The following is a 20419-nucleotide window of genomic DNA, read 5'->3' as shown; positions in this document are numbered from 1 at the left end:
CCTTCAGGGCTTTTACGTTCCTGGGCACTGAGAGCGCTCTCAAGCATGCTCCCCCCATGACCGAGGTGCTGCCCATGCGAACCTCCCTCTCCAGACCAGCAGCGGCGACGATCCTGGCCATCGCCCTGGCCGCCGTGGGTCTCGGCCCCGCCGCGTCCCCGGCGGCGGCGGCCACCGTCCCCGCAGGCTCCGGCAGCTACACCGACAGCCGTCCCGCCGGTACCTCCGGACCCACGACCAACACCGGCGCCCCCGTCACGCCGAAGCTCACGGCGGCGTCCAGGGACAAGCCGGTCCCGACCAACGACTGGTGGTCCTCGCTGGCCTACCAGCGGTACGGCGACAACCCGTACTCCACCCCGATGTACGGCCACCCGCTGACCTACCAGGCGACCTCAGGCGGCCTGGAGGTCGGCTATCCGACCACGCCCGCGATCGTCGGCGACGGACGCCAGTACGAGTACGCGCACAAGGCCGACCTCACGGTCGGCCTCACCGGCTTGAACTCCCCGGACACCAAGGCCGACGCGTGGTCCGACTGGACCGTCACCCCCTACTGGTCGGACGGCGCCCGCACCCTGCGCACGACCATCGGGCACGGCATGCCCTTCGTGTACGCCAAGGGCTCCGGCGGTGACGCCCGCGTCACCACGGCCGGCAACCCGACCGTCTTCGCGGACAACGGCAACGTCCTCGGCATCACGGTCGCGGGCCACCACTACGCCCTCTTCGCCCCGACCGGCAGCGACTGGAACGTCTCCGGCTCCACGATCACGGCGGGCCTCGGCGGCAAGGACTACTTCTCGCTCGCCGTGCTGCCGTCCACGGACGCGCTGGCGACGTACCGGAAGTACGCCTTCAGCTTCGTCACCGGATCCCAGGTGGCCTGGCAGTCCACCGGCGGCACGGTCAGGGCGACCTACAGCCTGACCACGGAGGCGAAGGAGGGAACCGAGCGCGGCACGCTCCAGGCGCTGTACCGCCACCAGTGGCTGCACACCACCGACGCGCTCACGCCTTACACGTACGTGTCCCCGCGCGGCACCATGAAGGTGCGGGAGTCCGCCTCCTTCACCACCAGCCAGAAGAACCAGGGTGTGCTCCCCGCCCTCCCCGCCTCCACCGGGGTCGACAAGGCGAGACTGACCGGATACCTCAACGAGGTGGCGAACGCCTCCGACCCGTTCTCCGGTGCCGCTGACACGTACTGGACCGGCAAGGCGCTCGGCCGTCTCGCCCAACTGGTGCCCGTGGCCGACCAGATCGGCCAGACCGGCATCCGGGACAAGCTCCTCGGCCTGATGAAGGGCCGCCTCCAGGAGTGGTTCACGGCGGGCGGGGCCAGTGAGTTCAGCTACGACAAGGACTGGAAGACGCTCACCGGCTACCCGGCCTCGTACGGCAGTGACACCGAGCTCAACGACCACCACTTCCACTACAGCTACTACGTGTACGCGGCGGCGATCGTCGCCCAGTACGACCAGGCGTGGGCCGCCGACTCCGCCTGGGGCACCATGGTCAAGACCCTGGTGCGGGACAGCGCCAACCCCAGCCGCACGGACGCCGCGTACCCGTTCCTGCGCGGCTTCGACGTGTACGCGGGCCACAGCTGGGCGTCGGGCCACCAGGGTTTCGCGGCCGGCAACAACCAGGAGTCCTCCTCCGAGTCCGTCAACCTCAGCGCGGGACTCGTCCTGTGGGGCGCCGCGACCGGTGACACCGGGCTGCGCGACCTCGGCAGCTTCCTGCTGACCACCGAGTCGGAGGCGATCACGCAGTACTGGTTCGACGCCGGCCAGCAGGTCTTCCCCGGTTCCTTCGGCCATGACACGGTCGGCATGGTCTGGGGCAGCGGCGGGGCGTACTCCACCTGGTGGACCGCGAACCCGGAGGAGATCCACGGCATCAACGTCCTCCCGGTCACGGGCGGATCGCTGCACCTGGCCCGTGAGAAGGAGGCCATCCGGCGGAACATCGCGGAGATGCAGCGGGAGAACGGCGGCCCGGCCGTCGAATGGCGCGATCTCCTGTGGGAGTTCGAGTCGCTCGCCGATCCGGCGGCGGCCAAGGCCAAGTGGGACGCGGGCAACGCGGGCTACGGCCCGGAGCAGGGCGAGTCGAAGGCGCACACCTACCACTGGATCAGCACGCTCGACAGTCTGGGCGCGCCCGACATGACCGTCAGCGGGGACATCCCGACCTCCGCCGTCTTCACGAAGAACGGCGTCCGGACGTACAGCGCCCACAACCACGGTTCCACCGCCCGCACCGTCACCTTCTCCGACGGCAAGACCCTCTCCGTGCCGGCCCGTTCCACGGCCACCGGCACGGGCGCAGGCGGTGGTGACCCCGACCCGGAGGAGCCGGGCCCCTCCACCGGCAACACGTTCCGGCTGAAGTCCGGCGGCACCCTCACCACCGCCACGGACGGCGCGGCGGGAGCCGACACGCTGGCCTCGGCCGACGGTGTCAACCGGGACGGCACGCCGTACCGGCCGACGGTCTACGAGATCAAGGGGGTCGAGGGAACACTCGCGGCGGGCGCGTCCACCGCGTTCCGCCTGCGGGTCGACGCGGGGACGAAGGTGGGTCTCGCCCCGCAGGTCAGGGTCGGTTACGACCTCACCGGCGACGGTACCTTCGACCGGACGGAGACCTTCCGCTACTTCGCGACCGACCCTGTCCCGGGTTGGGAGGAGTACACCCAGGCCGTGGGTCCGAGGTCGGTGACGGGAAGCCTGGGTGACCTCAGGGGCGGGACGGTCCGCGTGGAGATCTGGAACGCGCTGGGCAGCGGCACGACCCAGGTGCAGACCGGCACGGACGCGGCGGTCGTGAAGATCCCCTACGTCTAGACGCTCGGGTCCGGGTCCGGCGTGTGCTTCAGCGCCGGACCCGTACGCCCCGCGCGTGGTCGGTCCGCTCCGGCCGGGGGACGAGTCCCGCCCGGACCGCCGCGATCCGCTGACGTACGTCGTCGGTGGGTACGGCGCCGGGAGGGCCCGCCGGTCCTTGGGTGGCCTCGCCCCGGCACGGTGCGCAGAGCCCGCCAGCCAGCGCTTCGGGGCTGCCCGGCGCACGGCACTCGCCGCATTCCAGGGTGAGCAGCGCGGTCCGCCGCTCCGGGGCCGGACGGTGCGGGGGCAGCTTGTCGGTGAGCCGCCTGCGGAGCAGCGAGGCCGCGTGATGGACGGGCGCGGGCAGCCCGTCGGTCAGGGCGTGCAGCAGCTCCGCCTCCGTGGCGCCCCGCGCGAACCACTCGCTGACCTGCGGCTCCAGGCTCGCGCACTCCGCCGCCGACAGGCTCAGCGCGGGAGCCGTACGCCCCAGGGCGGCGAGCAGGACGAACGCCCGTGTGCGGGTGGGCTGTTGCCTCTCCTGCGGTACGTCGCCCCGGATGAACGCCGCCCACCAGTCGTCGTCGCGCGCGGTCCGGGAGAAGAAGGTCCGGGTCACCCAGAGCATGACCTCGTCGGTGGCGACGCACTCGCGGCCCCGGCGCAGATGCCCGGTCGCCTGGAGCCTGTTGAGCGCGGTCCGCAGGGCGCACTGTCCGTACGGAAGCACCTTGGCGAGGGTCTTCACGGAGATGTCGGAGCCGTCCGGGAGCCGGTCGATGTAGGCGGCGACGGCGGCCTCACGGGGCGGCAGGTGCGAGAAGTCGCGCTCGTCGCGCGGGCGCTGGCCCGGGGCGGAACGCTTGCCGTAGCCGGGGTTCGCCATGGGGTGCGGCGGCACGTACGGGGCGCGGGGGGCGGCACTAAGCTGGTCGACAGCCATCAGATCGGTTCGTCCGTTCATCGATCTCGTTGGTCAGACCCCTGTCCGGTGTTGGCGCACCGACGGGGGTCGTCTGGTTCTGGGCACGCTAGAGCGTGGCGACGGTCCGTGGCAAGTCGGTCACAAACGGTCAACTGTGCAGGCGGGGAGGGTGGGTGGGTGGGAAAGAGACCCACCATCCATTCCCTGGAAAGAGCGCTCGGAGCCCAAGGCTTGAGCCTCGGGCCCGCGACCGGCTCACCGCGTCCGGAGGGGATACGGCGCTCCCGTGCCGACCGCCCGCAGCTTGTCGGGGTTGGCGACGTTGTGGATGGTCGAGATGCGCCCGGCCTCGTCGAAGTCGAAGGTGACCGTGGCGATCACCCGGCCCGCCCCGCTGAAGACCAGGCCCGGACCGCCGTTGATCTCGACGAGTTCGGCCTTCATGTCGGCGGGCTCGACGCCCTGGTAGGTGACCGTCCCGATGGCCGCGAACCAGGCGGCCACCGTGGACGCGCCCACGACCGGGCGCAGGGCCTGGCGGACCTTGCCGCCGCCGTCCGTCCACAGCGTGACATCCGGGGACAGCAGCTCCAGCAGGGAGTTCATGTCCCCGCCGGTCGCGGCGGTGAAGAACCGCTCGGTGGCGTCGCGCTGCCGCGCCCGGTCCGCCGTGAAGCGCGGGCGGCGGGCCCGGACGTGTTCGCGGGCGCGGTGCGCGGCCTGCCGCACCGAGGCTTCGGACCGCTCCACCGCCTCCGCGATCTCGGCATGGCTGAAGTCGAAGACCTCCTTCAGCACGAACACCGCACGCTCCAGCGGGCTCAGCGTCTCCAGCACCACCAGCATCGCCATCGACACCGACTCGGCGTCCATGACGGTGTCGGCGGTGTCCGCGCTGGTCAGGATGGGCTCCGGGAGCCACGGCCCGACATAGACCTCGCGCTTGTGGCGGGTGGAGCGCAGCCGGTCCATCGCCAGGTTCGACACGATCCGTGCCAGGTAGGCCTTGGGGTCGGCCACCTGGGAACGGTCGGCGGCCGACCACTTGATCCAGGCGTCCTGCACCGTGTCCTCGGCGTCGGCCGCCGTGCCGAGGATGCGGTAGGCCACCGAGAACAGCAGATTGCGGTACCGGTCGAAGGCATCCTGGCCCGGGTCGGGGGCCGTCGAGGTCACCGGGCACCCCGGACCCGGGTGAAGCGGCCGCCACGGGGCCAGAACGCGCCCGACGCGGGCATCTTCTTCATGCGGACGTAGGTCGCCCAGGGGGATGCGGTCACGGTCTCCTTATACCTGGCGGCCGTACGGCCCGTCAGGTACATCCTGCGCGGGCTGTCGTCGGGCCGGGTGAACTGCACCACGGCGTCGTGCCGGCCGAGGCTCACCGGTGTGTGGTAGTAGCCGAAGCGGAAGGGCTTGGGCCGCTTTCCCCGCAGGGCGCGGACGACCGACACCGCCGCGTGCACGCCGGTCGGCATCCCGCTCTGGCAGGTGCCGTGCATGACGCCGTAACCCTGCCGGACGGCCGCCGCGTCGCCCACGGCGTACACGTCCGGGTGGGACGTGGACCGCAGTGTGGTGTCGGTGACGATCCGGCCGCGCTCGTCGACGTCCAGACCGGCGGCGGCGGCCAGCGGTGAGACCCGCGTACCGCTGGTCCACAGGACGAGGCCGGCCGGGATGTTCTCCCCGCCCGCCAGCTCCACCGAGTCCGGCAGCACCTTCACCACCTCGCACCCACTGCGGACCCGGACGCCCAGGCGGTCCAGCGCGGACCGCACATACGCCCCGGCCTTCGGGTTCATGAGCGCACCGGGCTCGTCGCGGCCCAGCAGCAGGACGTCGAGCTCCGGGTGCCGCTCGGCGATCTCCGCGGCCGACTCGACGCCCGTCAGCCCGCTGCCGCCGACGACCACCGTGCCGCTGCCGAGCCGGGCCAGCCGGTGGGCCACCGCCTCGGCGTCCTGCGGACCGTTCAGGGTGTACGCGTACTCCTCGACGCCCGGCACCGCCGTGGTCTCGGCCACGCTGCCCAGCCCGTACACCAGCGTGTCGTAGCGCAGGACCCGGTCGTCGTCGATCCGTACGGTCCTCGCGTCCGCGTCCACCGCCGTCACCCAGCCGCGTACGAACCGCGCGCCCGTGCCGTCCAGCAGCTCCGGGATGCTCAGCTCACCGAGTTGCTGCCCGGTCGCGGTCATGTGCAGCCGCAGCCGCTCGGTGAAGTGGTCCTGCGCGTTCACCAGGGTGACGCGTACGTCCTGCTGCCGCCCGACCCGGGCCGCCAGCTGGACGGCCGCCGCCATGCCCGCGTATCCGGCGCCCAGGATCAGGACGTGGTGAGGGGCCGGCCGGTCCGTCTCGTGCTGTGTGTTCATCGCTTCCGCCTTCTTCCGCCGTTCGCTGATGACCTCGGGACGGAAGATGGGTGCCTGCCTGTGACGCGACCTGAATATGACGTGCGTCACACGTGCTGCCCTGTGGAGTCAGTGCCCGGACATCGGCACAGGGCCGAGCCGCAGGGACGCGGGCGGCGGCAGGGGGGTCGACCGGTCGGCCCGGAAGGACTGGAGCAGATAGGCGGTCAGCCGCCGGGACGCGGCGGCGGCCTCCTCGCCCGAGCCGGCCGTGACCCCGCAGTTGGCGAGCAGCAGCAGGGTGATGTCACTCAGGTCGAAGTCCTCGCGCAAGGCGCCCGCCTCCTTGGCCCGCCGGACCAGCAGGGCAAGGCGCTCCTCGGCACGGGTGCGCTCCAGGGCGAAGTCCGCCTGGCCGGGGAACTCCGCGAGGAACGCCTGTGTGAACCCCCGGTCCACCGACTGCATCAGACAGACCTGCTCGATCACCGAGCAGAATCCGCGCCAGGGGTCCGGGTCCGCCAGTCCCTCGTCGAGCACGGACACGCAGTGGGTGAGCTCCTCCGCGAAGGCCTCCGTCACGAGCGCGTCGCGCGTGGGGAAGCGCCGGTACAGCGTGGCGACCCCGACCCCTGCCCGCCGGGCGACCGCCGCCACGGGCACGTCGATGCCCTGCGCGGCGAACGCCTCGCGCGCCGCCCGGAGAATCCGCTCCCGGTTCTCCCTGGCATCGGCGCGCAGGCCCTCGCCGGCCGGCTTGTGAGAGGTCTGATCAGGCATGTTTCTCACTTTAAGCCAAATGGAGGGGGTCATCCACTTACGCGCCTAGCCTGGGGACATGAACGACATGCGCGCGGCGCTCTACGACAGCTACGGCCCTCCCGACGTCCTCTACGTCGGCAAGGTCCCGGTACCGGCACTCCAGCAGGGCGAGGTGCTGGTCCGCGTCCACGCGGTGAGCGTCAACGGCGGCGAGCTCCACGGACGCGCCGGACGCGTCCGCCTGGTGACCGGCCGCACCTTCCCCCAGCGCACCGGGATCGACTTCACCGGCGAGGTCGCCGAGGTGGACCCGGCCGTCACCGGCCTGCGCCCCGGCGCCCGGGTGTGGGGCGTCCTGCCCCGCACCTTCGGCAGCGCGGCCGAATACGTCGCCGTACGCCCCCGGAACCTCGCGTACGCCCCCGAGAACCTCGGCCTCGTCGAGGCCGCCTCCCTCCCCGTCGGCACGACGGCCATCACCGCCCTCCGGACCAAGGCACGGCTGAAGGCGGGCGAGCGCCTGCTCGTACGCGGCGCCGCCGGGGGAGTCGGCAGCATCGCCGTCCAGCTCGGCAAGGCCCTCGGCGCCCACGTCACGGGCCTCGCGGGCACGAAGAACCTCGATCTCGTCCGGGAACTGGGAGCGGACGAGGCCCACAGCTACGCGACCACCGGACCGTCCGACCTGGGCCCCTTCGACGTCATCATGGACACCGTCGGCACCGGACTCCGGGCCTTCCGGGGACGGCTGGCACCCGGAGGCCGCATGGTCTCCATCGCCTTCGACCTCGACCACATCGCCGCGAGCCTCGGCTACATGCTGGCCTCGACCGCCCACGGCCGGGGACGCGTCCGCTTCTTCAGCGGCAACCCGGGCCACGACCTGCTCGCCGAACTCACCCGCTACGTGGAGAGCGGCGCGATCCGCCCGGTCGTAGACACCGTCCACCCGCTCTCCGGAATCGCCGCCGCCCACCGGGCCCTGGAGGCCGGCGGCGTACGGGGCAAGCATGTGATCCAGGTGGTCTGAGACGCCCCGGCACTCACACGCCGAGGCCGGCGTCCCGCGCCAGCAGCGCGGCCTGCACCCTGTTCTCGCACTCCAGCTTGGCGAGGATGCGGCTCACGTACGCCTTCACCGTCGCCTCGCTCATATGGATCCGCTGGCCCGCGTCCGCGTTGGAGAGGCCCTCGCCGAGCAGGGCCAGGACGTCACGCTCGCGGCCGGTCAGCTTCTCCAGCCTGCGGCGGGCGTCCTCCGCCCGCCGGCCGGCGCCCCCGGAAGCCAGCGAGTCCACGACATGCCGCGTGGCACCCGGCGAAAGATACGCCTCCCCGCCCGCCGCCGCCCGCACCGCCCGCATCAGCTCCGCGGGCGCCGAGTCCTTCAGCAGAAAGCCCGCGCTGCCCCCGGTCAGGGCACGCAGCACGTTCTGCCGCTCCCCGAACGTCGTCAGGATCAGCACCCTCACCTGGGGAGCCACCCGGCCCAGCTCGGTCAGGGCCGTCAGCCCGTCCATCACTGGCATCTGGATGTCCATCAGCGCGACGTCCACCCGCTGCGACCGGGCGAGTTCGACCGCCTCACGGCCGTCCGCCGCCTCGGCGACGACGTCGATGTCGTCGGCCGACGAGAGGATCATCCGGATGCCCGCCCGGATCAGCGGCTCGTCATCCGCCACAAGAACCCTGATCACGACTCTCCTGAGCGGTTCTGATCGGTCAACTCCGCGGACATGGGGCCATCATCCCCGATCACACCGCCCGCCGGGGCCCGTGCTCCCTCAGCCAGCCTCGTAGGACTTCTTCTCGATCAGCTTGCCGTCCTTGAAGCAGAACCGGAAGACCGGGTCGGCGGTCAGGCTGGACCCGATCTCCGTGGAGAGCAGGGTGAGGCACGTCGCACCGTCCGGCTCCGGCGGTGCGCCGTCGCCAGGACCGGTGTTCATGAACGAGTCCCCTTTGGGCAGTTCCTCGCGCACCGACCGCTCCGACTGACCGACCGTCACGGCGTCGTACTGCTCGGGCTCGATCATCGCCTTGTCCGCCTCCCGTACGAGGAAGACCCCCGCGACGACCACCCCGATCACGAGCACGACGGCGACCAGAGCCGCCACCCCGCACCCGATCGCTATTCCGTTGCCCCTCTTGGTCCTGTTCACTGCCTTGGCCAACTCCTTCGGGAGACCGTTCCAGTCGATGACCGGATCACTCTCACCCGCGGGGCCCGCCGGGTTCTGCGCCCGAAAGTCGTCCGGCGGGGCGACGAACGTCTTCCTCGCGTCACCTGGCGACGTGTACGGCAGCACGCCGGCCAGCCGGAACCCGCCGTCAGCCGTGGGACCCGCGTGCACCATGCCCCCGACGAGCCGGGCCCGCTCCTCAAGACCGGTCAGGCCCTGGCCCCCGCTCGCCACACCGCCGCTCACCGGCCGGGCCACCGGGCCGTTGGCGACCTCCACGACCAGCGAGTCCGGTTCGTACCGCAGACCGATGGTGATCGGCGCGCCCGGGGCGTGCTTGTGGGCGTTGGTCAGACCCTCCTGGACCACGCGGTACGCCGCGTGGTCGGCGGTCGTCGCGAGCGGGCGCACCTCGCCCGAGCGCCGGATCTCCACGGCCGCACCCGCCTTCCGGGACGTCTCGGCGAGGCTGTCGACGCCGCCCACACCACGCGCCGGCGCCCCTGGGTCCTCGCCCTGGACTCCGTCCCCGGCGGCCGGGATGTCCGCGCCGTCCCGCAGCACGCCCACCACGTCCCGCAGTTCGTGCATCGCGGCCACCGACGCCTCACGCAGCACCCCGACGGCCTCGCGCTGCTGCCCGGTCAGCTCCCGGTCCACCTCCAGCGCACCGGTGTGCACCGCGATCAGCGCGAGCTGGTGGCCGAGGCTGTCGTGCATGTCCTGCGCGATCCGCTGACGCTCCAGCATCCTGGCCTGCCCGACGAGCATCGTCCGCTCGCGCAGGAGCTGGGCGTTGTACTCGTGGAGGGTGTCGGTCAGCGTCCGGCGCTGCGACCAGTAGCGCCCCGCGAGTCCCGGGACGATGATCGCGACCAGGATGAACATCCCGGCGACGGCCAGCAGCGACCACGAGGCGTGCGACTCCCACGCGGCGGTCAGGCCGAGGGCGAGACCGTAAGCGAGCGCGAAGACGGCGCACGCCCTGCCGAGCCCGTCGATCCGCCGTCCGGCCGACCAGGCGACGACGAGGAGCAGCGGCGCGAAGCCGAAGAGCGGCGCGGAGCCGGCTGCGGCAGCCAGCAGCACGGCGGCGGGCAGCCCCCGGCGCAGGACCGACAACAGCCCGGCCAGCAGCCCGACTCCGAGGGCCTGCGCCATGCTCTGGTCATCCAGCAGCCCGGCGCCCGCCCCCAGCACCGCGAGCGTCAGGCTCAGGAAGACCTCACCCACGATGCGCTGGGCAGGCCACATCCCGGGCGCGAGAAGGGCCCGCCCCGGCACGGCCGACCAGGACGCCACCCGCGCCCTCACTGCCGGTGCCAGGGGGGAGGGGTCTGCGGGGGCCATCGAATCAACACGAGTCACGCGCCCACCGTAGAGACCCCCGCCCCGGCACCGCTGTAACCATTGGTCGCGACGCCGGACGACGAAAGTCGCTCCGGCTCCCCGCCCGGCGGAGCGCGCCCGCCGGGCGGGGAGCCGGACGTAGCTACGCGCGCTTCAGGTCGTCGACGAAGGCAGCCCACGCCTCGGTCCGGAACATGAGCGCCGGGCCGTCGGTGACCTTGGAGTCCCGGACGGGGACGACGTGGGGGAGCCCGTCGGCGACTTCGAGGCAGTTGCCGCCGCTGGCATCGCTGTACGTGGATCTGCGCCAGGTTGCGATTTCGAGGCAGTTGCCGCCGTCCCCGCCGCTGTACGAGGACTTGTGCCAGGTTGCCGTGTTCAGGTCGTAGTCAGAGCTGCTGATCTTCATGGGAGTAATCCTCCGCCACGGTCTCCATCAGGACCAGGGATGCTTCCGGTGACAATGCGCTGGCCACCACCAGATCGTAAGTCAGCTCGTGGTGCCGGACGGTGGCCGGATCATCCTGCAACCTCCCTGTTCCCAGCCCTTCGAGGTAAGCGAGCGTGGGGGCATCCTGGAAGGACATCAGCTTGAGTGACCCTTGCAGTGCCATGTGAGCACCTGCCGAGAAGGGCAGAACCTGCAAGATCGCCCGGTGGCGGTAGGCCAGACCGAGCAGATGTCGCAACGCTTCGGCCATCACAGCCCGACCACCCGACTCGCGGCGCAGGACCGCTTCGTCGAGGACCACCCAAACCAGGGGCGTTGTTGGATCGGTCAGCAACTGCGCCCGCTCAAGGCGCGCCGCCACCAGTTCGTCGATCACGTCCTCGGTCGCGGTCGGCTGGTAGGCCCGGAACACGGCGCGCGCGTACGCCTCGGTCTGCAACAGTCCCGGGATCAGGAGGGGCGCGTACTCCTTGATCGTGATCGCTTCCCGCTCCGCCTCTGCAGCCTCCGCGAAGTGGTCCGGGTACCTGGACTTCTGCAGGGCCGCGCAGTGCCGTTCGAAGAACCCGTCCGCGCCCAGCACCTCGTCCAGCTTCTGGGCCTGGTCCACCTGCATGCGCCGCGTACCGGCTTCCAGCTGTCCGATGAAGGAGCCGCTGACGAACAGCGGCGCCCCCAGCTCGTCCTGCGAGAGGCCCGCCGCCTCTCTCCGGTGGCGGAGTTCGGCGCCGAGGAGTGCGCGGGGTGAGGACGACGGGTCGAGCTTCTTGGGTCCGGGCAAGGCGACTCCCTGTGACACATCTGGGGGTGTTGGAACTGCGCCTCTTCCACGGTAGCGAGGAATTGGACACGCTGTGTAGGCATAGCCACTACTCAGCGTGGAAATGGGGAAGATCATGATGACGGCTACGGAACGGCGCAGAGAAGCAGCGGGCAGAGTGCGAGCGGCGGAGGACGCGGTGGAGCGGCTACGGGCCGGGCTGGCGGGGGTCGGTGTGAAGCTGCCGTCGCTGCGGATCGACCCGGTCTCGTGCGCGGGCGACGAGCCGACCCCGCTCGTCGACCTCGGCCGGTGCTCGCTGGAGACGGCCATGCGGCTGAGCGTGCAGCTCGAAGCGGCGGCGGCACATGACAGTTGAAGGACTGGAGCCGTGTACGCCGGAGCCCGGGACCTTCGCGGTGGACGGCCGGGACGGCCGGGTGGGCCGGGTGATGGGCCGCGTCGGCCCGTACGTCCAACTGCGTCCGCCGGGCGGCGGCGCGGAGTGGGAATGCCCGCCTGAGGCCGTGCGCCCGGCCCCGCCGGGACTCGTGCTGCGGGCGCGGGTGCGGGAGATCAACCGGGAGGGGCGGCTGCCGTGAGGGCCGCCCCGGGGCGTCAGGTCCGGTCCGCCGCCCGCCGCTCCCGGGCCTCGACGAGCCGCTGCTGGAGCACCGCGAGGACGGCGTGCGCCGGCGGAAGGGCCAGGGCGCCGGTGAGCAGCAGGGCGACGGCGATCGGGACGAGGAGCCCGACGACGTACGCGGCGTAGGTGTTGTCCGGGCCCCACTCCAGGAAGACGTGGACCGTGCCGGAGCGCAGGGGCCGGGCGGCGAGGTGCAGCAGGACGTACATGCCGACGGTGAGCACACCCAGGGGAAGCGCGAAGGCCACGGTCCGGAACCAGGCGGAGGTCCGGCCCCACACGAGCGACCAGGAGCGGCGCATCGCGGCCCAGGGACCGAGGCCCTCCGTCGCGGCGGTGGCCGGGGCCAGGGTCCAGCCGAGCCGGAGCACCAGGGCGATCACCATGCCGAGCAGGGGCGGACCGTAGCGCAGCAGCTCGAACAGGTTGGGGTACTCCCACTTCGGGACGAGCACGGTGTGCTCCCTGAACAGGGTGGTGGTGAAGGTCTCCTCCACCAGGATGCCGAGCACCAACGGCGCCCACACGAGGACGCCCCGCAGCGCGTACACACCCAGGACCGCGCGGAACCGGCCGCGTCCCACCCCGGCCGCACGGGCGGCGGCCGTCTGGATGGCGGCGCATCCCAGGTGCAGCAGGAGTATCAGCAGCGGCAGGCAGGCGAGGAGGGTGAGCCACATGTCTTGCACCCGGCTGCCGTCGGGGGCGTACGAGTCCTCGTCGATGCGGGCCCGGATCGCGCCCAGGCGTATCTCGGTGAAGGTGGGCCACATGACGAGGAACGCCACGACCGTCACCACCAGGCCCCCCAGCGCCGCCAGCCCGGTCACACGCGCCGTCACTCCGGCCAGCGGGCGCCCGCCACGGCGCAGGACGCCGAACGCGGTGCGGACGACACCATGCCGTGGCCCGTGCCCGCTCTCCTCCGCCCGCAGTTCCTCGGAGGTGGTGGGACCCTTCGACATGCTTTCAACCCTTCACCGTCCGTATGCGCGCTGCTCGGTGATCAGCGTCTGCACACTGAGATGCGGGTGAACGGCCGCCCGGTTCTCCGGGACGTCGATCTGCCCTCCACGCCAGACCACAGGAGAAGAGACGTGCAATGACCGCTGTGACGATCGAAAGCGTTCCGGGCTCCGAAGGTCCCCCGTGGGAGTACCTGTTGCAGACATGGCAGGAGCTGGACGTGCCTGAAGGGTGGCGCGCCGAGATCGACGAAGACCAGATCGTCCTGGTGCCACCGCCTCATGCGCACCACAGCGGCATCGCCTCGGCGGTCCAGCGCAGGCTCTACACGAACCTCCCCAAGACGCTGGGGATCTACCAGAAGCTCGGTGTGCACGTCGCGCCGCTCGACAAGCTGTACGTCCCAGACCTCGTCGTGATGCCCAGGGAGCTGATCGCAGCCGCCGATCCGGAGACCAGCGACCCGATGGATGCGTCGGAGGCGTTGTTGATCGTCGAGATCACGTCCAAGGGGAACGCCCGGGAGGACAGGACGAAGAAGTACCGCGCCTATGCGCGGGCAGGCGTCCCGATGTACCTGCTGATCGACCGCTTCGACACGCGAGGTGCGATGGCCACGCTGTTCACGGAGCCGAACGAGGACGGAACGTACAAGCGTTCCGACGCCGTGCCCTTCGGGAAACCGCTCCCGCTGCCCGACCCCTTCGCCGTCACCCTGCTCACGGCGGACTTCCCGGGCTGACCTCCGGGCTGACTTCCGGGCTGCTTTCCGGCTGAACAGCGGGGCCGGCCCGTATGAGGAGCCGACCCCGCCTCTGCACGTGGTGCGTCAGGTTCACATGATGCGGTAGCTGTCGTAGTAGCCGCCGACCTGGGCGTGGTAGCCCGGATCGTCCGCGTGGTTGTGCTTGTCGAACTCCGGGGAGTCCTTTATCTGGTCCTTGGTCAGGTCGACGAATATCGTCTTGTGCTCCGTGTCGATCCCCTTGACCGTGCCTGCCGGGAGCAGGACGTTCCGGCCGAAGATCCAGACCCCGGTGTCGACGACCAGGTAGGCCGAGCCCACCTCGTCGGAGTGCTTGTCGACCTTGCCGACGCTTCCGTCCGTCGCCTCGACCGAGAATCCGGTCAGGTCGGCGCCCGCGGTGTGACCACTCGTGGGCTGATAGCCCCACAGGTTGTCGCTCATTTACGGCTCCTTCCTCGACGGTTTCCTTCGGTACGGCGAATCCCATCGCGATGAGGACGAGTGCCGCTCACTATTTCGCCTTCCCGTACTTCTCCGCCCCACACCCCGCGCATTCCATAAACACGGAAAACGCGGGTGGCGCAGGACCTCGTCGGTCCTGCGCCACCCGCGTCAGTGCTGGTCGGGGCGGTCTACCAGCGGTACCACCGGCCACGCTTACCACCGCTGGCTGCCGGACGCACGAAGAATCCGATCAGCCAGACCACGAGTACGATCACGGCGATCCACCACAGTGCCTTGAGTGCGAAACCGGCACCGAAAAGGATCAGAGCGAGCAGAAGAACGAGAAGCAGGGGAACCATTGTTATCAACCTCCGACCCCCTAGTGCCCGAAAGGAATCCCCTTACACACCGCCTCATCACACTTGGCGGGTCGTTGGGAGATCAGGGACGCGGGGATGGTGTGTTTGTGGCGATTTGGTGGTCCGTAACTTCCCAGTGACGGGTCAGACGGCCGCTGGGGCCTTCGCGGGGGTGGTGCCGCCTGTGGCTGTGATCGGTGACGGGGTCGGGTCCTGGGTCACGTTGAACTCTTCCAGGAGTGCCTTGCTGAAGCCGAAGAAGTACGTCGCCACGAAGCCCGCGACGTAGCCGACGAGCAGGCCGCCCGCGTAGATCGCGATCGTGGAGCCGAGGCCGTGGTTGCCGTCGAGGAGCGGGAACAGGGCCCAGCCGGACGGGCCGATGGCCGTCGAGCCGACCGAGTCGCCGAGCTGGTTGAACAGGCCCACGAAGCCGCCGCCGAACGCGCCGCCCACACAGGCCGTGATGAACGGGCGGCCCAGCGGGAGTGAGACGCCGTAGATCAGGGGTTCGCCGACGCCCAGGAGACCCGCCGGCATGGCGGACCTGATCGTCTTGCGGATCGACTCGTTGCGGGGGAGGCGGAGGTAGACCGCCGCCGCCGCGCCGACCTGGCCGGCACCGGCCATCGCGAGGATCGGGAGCAGGACCGTGAAGCCCTGCTGCTCGATCAGGGTGGTGTGGATGGGGATCAGGGCCTGGTGCAGGCCCAGCATCACCAGGGGCAGGAAGAAGCCGCCGAGCAGGAAGCCCGCGCCCGCGCCGCCCGTGGAGAGCAGCCAGTCGGCGAACGTCCCGATGGCGGAGGAGACCTCACCGGCCACGTACATCAGGCCGAAGATCGTGACGAGGCCGGAGACCAGGACCGTCAGGGTCGGGGTGACCAGGACGTCCAGGGCTTCCGGCACCCAGCGGCGGCACCACTTCTCGACGTACACCGCGAGGACCGCCGCGCCGAGGGCGCCGAGGACGCCGCCCTGGCCGGGGGAGAGGGTCTGGCCGAAGACGTCGATGTTCGCGACGCCGGGGAAGACGATGATCGCCGCGACCGCACCGCCGAGGATCGGCGTACCGCCGAACTCCTTCGCCGTGTTGTAGCCGACGAAGACCGCGATCAGGGCCATGAAGCCGGAGGCCATCGCCGCCAGGGCGGGGGTGACCGAGGGCAGCCAGCCGAGGTTCACCAGGAGGCCGTTGAGGCCGGCGATGATGCCGCAGCCGATCAGGGCGGGGATCAGCGGGACGAAGATGTTCGCGATCTTGCGCAGGAACAGCTTGAACGGGGTGGCGTTCTTCGCCTTCTGCTGCGCCTTGAGGGACGCGCCCTTGTCGGCGAGCTCCTCGGCCGTGTGGGTGGGTGTGGGTGCGGGGGTGCCGGCCGCCCGGCCCTCCTCGACCAGCTGCTCGAACTCGGGGGTGACCCGGGCGACGGTGCCCGGTCCGAGGACGATCTGGTAGGTGTCGTCCTCGACCACGCCCATCACGGCGGGGACCGCCTTGAGGGCCTCGTCGTCCACGAGGGAACGGTCGTGCAGGCCGAGCCTGAGCCGGGTCATGCAGTGGGCGATCGAGCTGACGTTCGCGGCGCCACCGACAAGCGGCAGGATCGCGGCGGCAGTGGCGCGGTTCTTGTCTTCAGTAGCCATGGTGCGTGGTGCCTTGCTGTGCGGGGAGTGGTGCGTCAGGTGGTTCGGACGGCCGCGAGGGCGGCGCGGAGGTGACCGTCGGAGTCGGCCAGGAGGGTGGCGGCAGTGGGGCCGTCGACCCCGCCGAGGATGGTGAGGATGGCGTTCTTCACCTCGCCGTCGGTGGCGGCGAGCGCCGCCTCGATCTCCTGGTCGGAGGCGCCGGTGGCGAGCGAGACGATCCGCCGGGAGCGGGCGCGCAGCTTCTCGTTGGAGGCGCGCACGTCGACCATGAGGTTCCCGTACGTCTTGCCGAGCCGGATCATGGTGATCGTCGAGAGCATGTTCAGGACGAGCTTCTGTGCCGTGCCCGCCTTGAGGCGGGTGGAGCCGGTGAGGAGCTCGGGGCCGACGACGATCTCCAGGCCGTGTTCGGCCGCGGCGGCGAGCGCGGAGTCCGCGTTGCAGGAGAGGCCGATGGTGAGCGCGCCCCTGGTACGGGCGTGCTCGACGGCCCCGATGGCGTACGGCGTGCGGCCGGAGGCGGAGACGCCGACCACGGTGTCGTCGGCGGTGAGGCCCAGACCGTCGAGGTCTGCCGCGGCCAGCTCCTTGCTGTCCTCGGCGCCCTCCACGGCCGTGACCATGGCGGAGGGGCCGCCCGCGATCAGGCCGATGACCTCGGACGGGTCGGTGTTGAAGGTGGGCGGGCACTCGCTGGCGTCGAGCACACCGAGACGGCCGGCCGTGCCGGCGCCCGCGTAGATCAGCCGGCCCCCGCGCGCCATGCGCTCGGCGGTGGCGTCGATCGCGGCGGCGATCTGCGGCAGCTTCTCGGCCACGGCGGCGGGGACGGTGGTGTCCTCGCCGTTCATGATCCGCGCTATGTCCTGCGTGGGGAGCTGGTCGATCTCGGCGAGCTCGGGGCGGAATGCCTCGGTGGTGAGCGTGGCGAGCTGGGCGCGCAGTTCGCCGTAGCCGCCGGCGGCGTCGGCGTCTGCGTCGGTGCTGGGGTCGGTGGTGGAGGTCATGGACAGCGGCTCTGCTTTCTCGGGCTCGTACGGTTCGCGGGTGCGGGTGCTGCCGGGGTCAGCGGCTGCGGGGGGTGTGGCGGTGGGCGAGCGCCTCGTACGAGGCGGACAGCGCGGGTGCGGCCGTCTCGTACGTCTGCTGGGCGACCCCTATGAAGAGGCAGTCGACGACGAGGAGCTGGCTCGTGCGGCTCGACATGGCGGCGGGCCGCAGCTCGCTCTCCCGCGCGGTGGACGTGGTCAGCACGTGGTCGGCGTACTGCGAGACCGGTCCGTCGGGGCGTCCGGTGATCGCGATCGTCGTCGCGCCGCGGTCGAAGGCGACCCGGAGCGGCTCGATGACGTCGCCGGTGGAACCGGAGTGGGTGATCGCGATGGCCACGTCGCCGGAGCGGAGCTGCACCGCGTTGGTCACGGCGAGGTGCGGATCCATGTGGGCGTGGGCTATCAGGCCGATGCGGAGCAGCTTCTGGGCCAGGTCCTGGCCGACCAGGGAGGACGCGCCGACGCCGTAGACGTCGATGCGGCGGGCGGTCGCGGCGGCGGCCACGGCGGCTCCGAGCTGCACGGTGTCGAGACCGGCCGCCGTGTCGGCGAGGGTCTGCTGCTCGTCGTAGGCGAGCTTCGTGACGACGTCGGCGATCGGGTCGTCGACCGCGATGTCGGCGGTGACGGCGGGCGCCCGGCCGGACTGCTGGTGGGCGGCGAGGCCGGCGAGCGCGAGACGCAGGTCGCGGTAGCCGGGGTAGCCGAGGAGGCGGGCGGTGCGGACGACGGTCGCCTCGCTCGTGCCGGTGAGCTCGGCGAGACCGGTGACGGTGAGGGCGGCACACCCGGCGGGGTCCCCCGCGACCGCCTCGGCGACCAGCTGCATGGAACGGGTCATGGTCGGGGCGAGGGTACGCACCTTGGCGGCGAGAGCCGCAGGCGCAGGCGGGGACTCCGGGCTGAAACTTTCCTTCACGTCATTGGTCACACCTGAAAGTTATTTCCACCCCCCCTCCCAGTCAATCCCTCATCCGTCACTGGGAGATTACGGACAGGAACGTGGGGGTTATGTCCGTTTCTCGCGTCTACAGCTTCCCCCCGACCGGCTGGGGGGCACGGCGCGCGGGGGAGAATGGGGGGATGGAGTTGAATGGGGTTGAGCAGGAGCTGCATACCGCGCGGGCGCTGGTGATGGCCGATCTCGTCGCGGGTGACGTGGCCGAGGCCGGGATCGTCTCGATGGTCGAGGACGCGGTGGCCCACCGGCGGTGGTGGGTCGAGCAGTGGCCCGAGGGTGTGGCCTTCGTCACCGGGCTCGTGGCGCAGGACGTCCAGGACGCGCTCCTGGAGCGGCACGGGCGCTGGCCGCTGTGCCCGGTGTGTACGGAGGGAGGGCCGCACGCCCTGGACGTCGAGCCGGAGCTCGGCACCGATCCGCACTGGGTCTGCACGAAGGCGACGGTCTCCGTCGCACGGGTGGGCTCGCTCGCCGAGGTGCTCGGGCGGTGACCGTCTACATCGATCCGCCGACCTGGCCGGGCCACGGCCGCCTGTGGTCGCACCTGGTCAGCGACGTGTCGTTCGAGGAGCTGCACGCCTTCGCCGCCACGATCGGCTGCCCGCCCCGCGCCTTCGAGCGCGACCACTACGACGTGCCCGAGGCGCGTTACGCGGACGCGGTGCGCGCCGGGGCGCTGGAGGTCGGCTCGAAGGAGATCGTGCGCCGGCTCACGGACGCGGGGCTGCGGAGGCCGAAGGGGCGTCCTGCGCCGGGATGACGCGCGCCGGTGTGCCCGACGCGATGCGCCGGGACGGCTTGCCCCCGCCGCCCAGCCGCAGGGAGACCGTCACGGCCACCAGGCCGAGCAGCAGCATCGCGGCACCCGCCCAGGCCGTGGCCCGGAAGCCGAAGTCCGCGTCGATCACCGCACCGCCCAGCCAGGGGCCGCTGGTGTTGCCCAGGTTGAACGCGGCGGTGGTCGTCGCACCCGCCAGCGTGGGGGCCACCCCCGCCACGTTGAACATCCGGGCGTTGAGCGCCGGTGCCGTGTAGAACGCCGACAGCCCCAGAAGGAACGCCAGGACGACGACGGCGACCTGGTTCGACGCGAAGAGGGCGAGGGCCACCAGGAAGACCGTCGAGGCGCTGATGCCGCTCAGCAGCACGCCGAAGAGGTGCGCGTCCGCGACCCGGCCGCCGATCGTCGTACCGATGATCGCGCCGAGTCCGAACAGCGCGAGCACCCACGGGACCCAGCCCGAACCCAGTCCGGCCACGTCGGTGAGCAGCGGCGCGAGGTAGCTGAACGCGCAGAACACACCGCCGGCCGCGAGGGCGGTGATCACGATGGACAGCCACACCTGACGGTCCCTGTAGATCGCGACTTCCTTCTTGAGCTGCGGCTTCTCGTCCGGCAGCGGAATGCGCGGGATGCGGGTGACGACCCCGACCAGCGCCACGGCGGACGCGGCGCCCACCGCCCAGAACGCCGAACGCCAGCCGAAGCTCTCCCCGAGGAAGGCGCCGAGCGGCACCCCGAGCACGTTGGCGATCGACAGCCCGCCGATCATCACGGCCATCGCCCTGGCCCGCGCGTTCACCGGAACCATCGCGATGGCGACCGCCGCACCGACCGCCCAGAAGCCGGCGCACGCCAGCGCACTCACCACACGGGAGACGAACAGCACGTCGTACGTCGGCGCCAGCGCACCGGCGACCTGGCCGAGCCCGAAGACCGAGATGAGGGCGATGAGGGTCGTGCGGCGGGGCAGCCGCAGCGTGGCGACGGCCAGCAGCGGGGCGCCGACCACCATGCCGATCGCGAAGGCGGATATGAGGAGGCCCGCCTTCGGGATGGACACGTCCATGTCGTCGGCGATGGGCGGCAGCAGCCCGGACAGCATGAACTCGCTGGTGCCGAGGGCGAAGACGGACAGGCCGAGGATGTAGACGGCCATCGGCATACGGGAGCGGCCGGAAGCAGGA

The 20419-nt window shown here is 71.2% G+C and carries 22 protein-coding genes; 7 read left to right on the top strand and 15 right to left on the bottom strand.

Features of this window, described 5'->3' with window-relative positions; genetic code table 11:
* Positions 1–56 precede the first annotated feature (56 nt).
* Positions 57–2855 carry a glycosyl hydrolase gene (locus AB0P41_RS15340; RefSeq protein ID WP_365932343.1) on the top strand — a complete coding sequence of 933 codons (2799 nt, stop codon included), beginning with the start codon at positions 57–59 and terminating at the stop codon, positions 2853–2855.
* 28 nt (positions 2856–2883) lie between these two features.
* On the opposite strand, the gene AB0P41_RS15335 is transcribed toward AB0P41_RS15340, so the two are convergent.
* From AB0P41_RS15335 to AB0P41_RS15320, 4 genes are all read right to left on the bottom strand, one after another.
* Positions 2884–3723, bottom strand: a complete 840-nt coding sequence (locus AB0P41_RS15335; RefSeq protein ID WP_365932548.1) for a hypothetical protein — start codon at positions 3721–3723, stop codon at positions 2884–2886.
* A gap of 294 nt (positions 3724–4017) precedes the next feature.
* Positions 4018–4938, bottom strand: coding sequence for an RNA polymerase sigma-70 factor (locus AB0P41_RS15330; RefSeq protein WP_356707929.1), 921 nt, complete (start codon positions 4936–4938; stop codon positions 4018–4020).
* A complete protein-coding gene (locus AB0P41_RS15325) occupies positions 4935–6140 on the bottom strand; it encodes an FAD-dependent oxidoreductase (RefSeq protein ID WP_365932341.1) in 1206 nt (401 codons plus the stop codon). The genes AB0P41_RS15330 and AB0P41_RS15325 overlap by 4 nt, the downstream gene beginning before the upstream one ends.
* 108 nt (positions 6141–6248) lie before the next feature.
* A complete protein-coding gene (locus AB0P41_RS15320; protein WP_365932339.1) occupies positions 6249–6899 on the bottom strand; it encodes a helix-turn-helix domain-containing protein in 651 nt (216 codons plus the stop codon).
* 58 nt (positions 6900–6957) lie between these two features.
* Between AB0P41_RS15320 and AB0P41_RS15315 the strand changes: the two genes are divergently transcribed.
* Positions 6958–7911 (top strand): NAD(P)-dependent alcohol dehydrogenase, encoded by a 954-nt coding sequence (locus AB0P41_RS15315; protein WP_356707926.1) that lies wholly within the window; start codon positions 6958–6960, stop codon positions 7909–7911.
* A gap of 13 nt (positions 7912–7924) precedes the next feature.
* Here AB0P41_RS15315 and AB0P41_RS15310 read toward each other — a convergent pair whose 3' ends face one another.
* The 4 genes from AB0P41_RS15310 to AB0P41_RS15295 form a co-directional block, all read right to left on the bottom strand.
* Positions 7925–8578 (bottom strand): response regulator transcription factor, encoded by a 654-nt coding sequence (locus tag AB0P41_RS15310; protein WP_356707925.1) that lies wholly within the window; start codon positions 8576–8578, stop codon positions 7925–7927.
* A gap of 87 nt (positions 8579–8665) precedes the next feature.
* Positions 8666–10318: a histidine kinase gene (locus AB0P41_RS15305; RefSeq protein WP_365932546.1), complete on the bottom strand. Its 1653-nt coding sequence runs from the start codon at positions 10316–10318 to the stop codon at positions 8666–8668.
* Positions 10319–10556: 238 nt separating this feature from the next.
* A complete protein-coding gene (locus AB0P41_RS15300; protein WP_365932336.1) occupies positions 10557–10823 on the bottom strand; it encodes a DUF397 domain-containing protein in 267 nt (88 codons plus the stop codon).
* The gene (locus AB0P41_RS15295; protein ID WP_365932334.1) at positions 10804–11646 is read right to left on the bottom strand and encodes a helix-turn-helix transcriptional regulator; all 843 of its coding nucleotides are present in this window, start codon (positions 11644–11646) and stop codon (positions 10804–10806) included. The genes AB0P41_RS15300 and AB0P41_RS15295 overlap by 20 nt, the downstream gene beginning before the upstream one ends.
* Before the next feature lie 157 nt (positions 11647–11803).
* On the opposite strand from AB0P41_RS15295, the gene AB0P41_RS15290 reads away from it, so the two are divergent.
* Together AB0P41_RS15290 and AB0P41_RS15285 are read left to right on the top strand one after the other, a co-directional pair.
* Entirely contained in the window at positions 11804–12004 is a 201-nt protein-coding gene (locus AB0P41_RS15290; RefSeq protein WP_356707922.1) for a hypothetical protein, read from the top strand.
* Positions 11994–12227, top strand: coding sequence for a hypothetical protein (locus tag AB0P41_RS15285; protein WP_356707921.1), 234 nt, complete (start codon positions 11994–11996; stop codon positions 12225–12227). The genes AB0P41_RS15290 and AB0P41_RS15285 overlap by 11 nt, the downstream gene beginning before the upstream one ends.
* Positions 12228–12243: 16 nt before the next feature.
* Here the strand turns inward: AB0P41_RS15285 and AB0P41_RS15280 are convergent, their stop codons facing one another.
* The gene (locus AB0P41_RS15280; RefSeq protein WP_365932332.1) at positions 12244–13236 is read right to left on the bottom strand and encodes a hypothetical protein; all 993 of its coding nucleotides are present in this window, start codon (positions 13234–13236) and stop codon (positions 12244–12246) included.
* Positions 13237–13373: 137 nt separating this feature from the next.
* On the opposite strand from AB0P41_RS15280, the gene AB0P41_RS15275 reads away from it, so the two are divergent.
* A complete protein-coding gene (locus tag AB0P41_RS15275) occupies positions 13374–13979 on the top strand; it encodes a Uma2 family endonuclease (RefSeq protein ID WP_365932330.1) in 606 nt (201 codons plus the stop codon).
* Between the two features lie 93 nt (positions 13980–14072).
* Here the strand turns inward: AB0P41_RS15275 and AB0P41_RS15270 are convergent, their stop codons facing one another.
* From AB0P41_RS15270 to AB0P41_RS15250, 5 genes are all read right to left on the bottom strand, one after another.
* Positions 14073–14426: a PRC-barrel domain-containing protein gene (locus AB0P41_RS15270; protein WP_356707918.1), complete on the bottom strand. Its 354-nt coding sequence runs from the start codon at positions 14424–14426 to the stop codon at positions 14073–14075.
* Positions 14427–14617: 191 nt separating this feature from the next.
* The gene (locus AB0P41_RS15265; protein WP_104787922.1) at positions 14618–14788 is read right to left on the bottom strand and encodes a hydrophobic protein; all 171 of its coding nucleotides are present in this window, start codon (positions 14786–14788) and stop codon (positions 14618–14620) included.
* A gap of 144 nt (positions 14789–14932) precedes the next feature.
* Complete coding sequence (locus AB0P41_RS15260; protein WP_365932328.1) at positions 14933–16435, bottom strand: PTS transporter subunit EIIC; 1503 nt, start codon at positions 16433–16435, stop codon at positions 14933–14935.
* A 35-nt stretch (positions 16436–16470) separates the two neighbouring features.
* Positions 16471–17445, bottom strand: coding sequence for an N-acetylmuramic acid 6-phosphate etherase (gene murQ, locus AB0P41_RS15255; protein WP_365932326.1), 975 nt, complete (start codon positions 17443–17445; stop codon positions 16471–16473).
* Positions 17446–17503: 58 nt separating this feature from the next.
* Positions 17504–18421: a MurR/RpiR family transcriptional regulator gene (locus tag AB0P41_RS15250; protein WP_356707915.1), complete on the bottom strand. Its 918-nt coding sequence runs from the start codon at positions 18419–18421 to the stop codon at positions 17504–17506.
* A gap of 152 nt (positions 18422–18573) precedes the next feature.
* On the opposite strand from AB0P41_RS15250, the gene AB0P41_RS15245 reads away from it, so the two are divergent.
* Complete coding sequence (locus tag AB0P41_RS15245) at positions 18574–18942, top strand: hypothetical protein (RefSeq protein ID WP_356707914.1); 369 nt, start codon at positions 18574–18576, stop codon at positions 18940–18942.
* A complete protein-coding gene (locus AB0P41_RS15240) occupies positions 18939–19211 on the top strand; it encodes a DUF4031 domain-containing protein (protein WP_356707913.1) in 273 nt (90 codons plus the stop codon). Before AB0P41_RS15245 ends, AB0P41_RS15240 begins: the two co-directional genes overlap by 4 nt.
* On the opposite strand, the gene AB0P41_RS15235 is transcribed toward AB0P41_RS15240, so the two are convergent.
* On the bottom strand, positions 19162–20397 hold the full coding sequence (locus AB0P41_RS15235; RefSeq protein ID WP_365932544.1) for a Cmx/CmrA family chloramphenicol efflux MFS transporter: 1236 nt from the start codon (positions 20395–20397) through the stop codon (positions 19162–19164). The two genes, AB0P41_RS15240 and AB0P41_RS15235, sit on opposite strands and share 50 nt — an antisense overlap.
* Positions 20398–20419: the final 22 nt, after the last annotated feature.

Origin of the sequence: Streptomyces sp. NPDC079167 (assembly GCF_040686735.1) — a bacterium.
Classification (GTDB): domain Bacteria; phylum Actinomycetota; class Actinomycetes; order Streptomycetales; family Streptomycetaceae; genus Streptomyces.
The sequence above is the reverse complement of the archived record's forward strand: the minus strand, read 5'-3'. Positions and strand labels throughout refer to the sequence as shown.

What these genes read in the sequence shown, in the direction of transcription:
- AB0P41_RS15340 (WP_365932343.1), top strand. Translation starts at nt 57, where the DNA reads ATGACCGAGGTGCTGCCCATGCGAACCTCCCTCTCCAGACCAGCAGCG.
- AB0P41_RS15335 (WP_365932548.1), bottom strand. Translation starts at nt 3,723, where the DNA reads ATGGCGAACCCCGGCTACGGCAAGCGTTCCGCCCCGGGCCAGCGCCCG.
- AB0P41_RS15325 (WP_365932341.1), bottom strand. Translation starts at nt 6,140, where the DNA reads ATGAACACACAGCACGAGACGGACCGGCCGGCCCCTCACCACGTCCTG.
- AB0P41_RS15320 (WP_365932339.1), bottom strand. Translation starts at nt 6,899, where the DNA reads ATGCCTGATCAGACCTCTCACAAGCCGGCCGGCGAGGGCCTGCGCGCC.
- AB0P41_RS15315 (WP_356707926.1), top strand. Translation starts at nt 6,958, where the DNA reads ATGAACGACATGCGCGCGGCGCTCTACGACAGCTACGGCCCTCCCGAC.
- AB0P41_RS15305 (WP_365932546.1), bottom strand. Translation starts at nt 10,318, where the DNA reads ATGTGGCCTGCCCAGCGCATCGTGGGTGAGGTCTTCCTGAGCCTGACG.
- AB0P41_RS15300 (WP_365932336.1), bottom strand. Translation starts at nt 10,823, where the DNA reads ATGAAGATCAGCAGCTCTGACTACGACCTGAACACGGCAACCTGGCAC.
- AB0P41_RS15285 (WP_356707921.1), top strand. Translation starts at nt 11,994, where the DNA reads ATGACAGTTGAAGGACTGGAGCCGTGTACGCCGGAGCCCGGGACCTTC.
- AB0P41_RS15280 (WP_365932332.1), bottom strand. Translation starts at nt 13,236, where the DNA reads ATGTCGAAGGGTCCCACCACCTCCGAGGAACTGCGGGCGGAGGAGAGC.
- AB0P41_RS15275 (WP_365932330.1), top strand. Translation starts at nt 13,374, where the DNA reads ATGACCGCTGTGACGATCGAAAGCGTTCCGGGCTCCGAAGGTCCCCCG.
- AB0P41_RS15270 (WP_356707918.1), bottom strand. Translation starts at nt 14,426, where the DNA reads ATGAGCGACAACCTGTGGGGCTATCAGCCCACGAGTGGTCACACCGCG.
- AB0P41_RS15265 (WP_104787922.1), bottom strand. Translation starts at nt 14,788, where the DNA reads ATGGTTCCCCTGCTTCTCGTTCTTCTGCTCGCTCTGATCCTTTTCGGT.
- AB0P41_RS15260 (WP_365932328.1), bottom strand. Translation starts at nt 16,435, where the DNA reads ATGGCTACTGAAGACAAGAACCGCGCCACTGCCGCCGCGATCCTGCCG.
- murQ (WP_365932326.1), bottom strand. Translation starts at nt 17,445, where the DNA reads ATGACCTCCACCACCGACCCCAGCACCGACGCAGACGCCGACGCCGCC.
- AB0P41_RS15245 (WP_356707914.1), top strand. Translation starts at nt 18,574, where the DNA reads ATGGAGTTGAATGGGGTTGAGCAGGAGCTGCATACCGCGCGGGCGCTG.
- AB0P41_RS15235 (WP_365932544.1), bottom strand. Translation starts at nt 20,397, where the DNA reads ATGCCGATGGCCGTCTACATCCTCGGCCTGTCCGTCTTCGCCCTCGGC.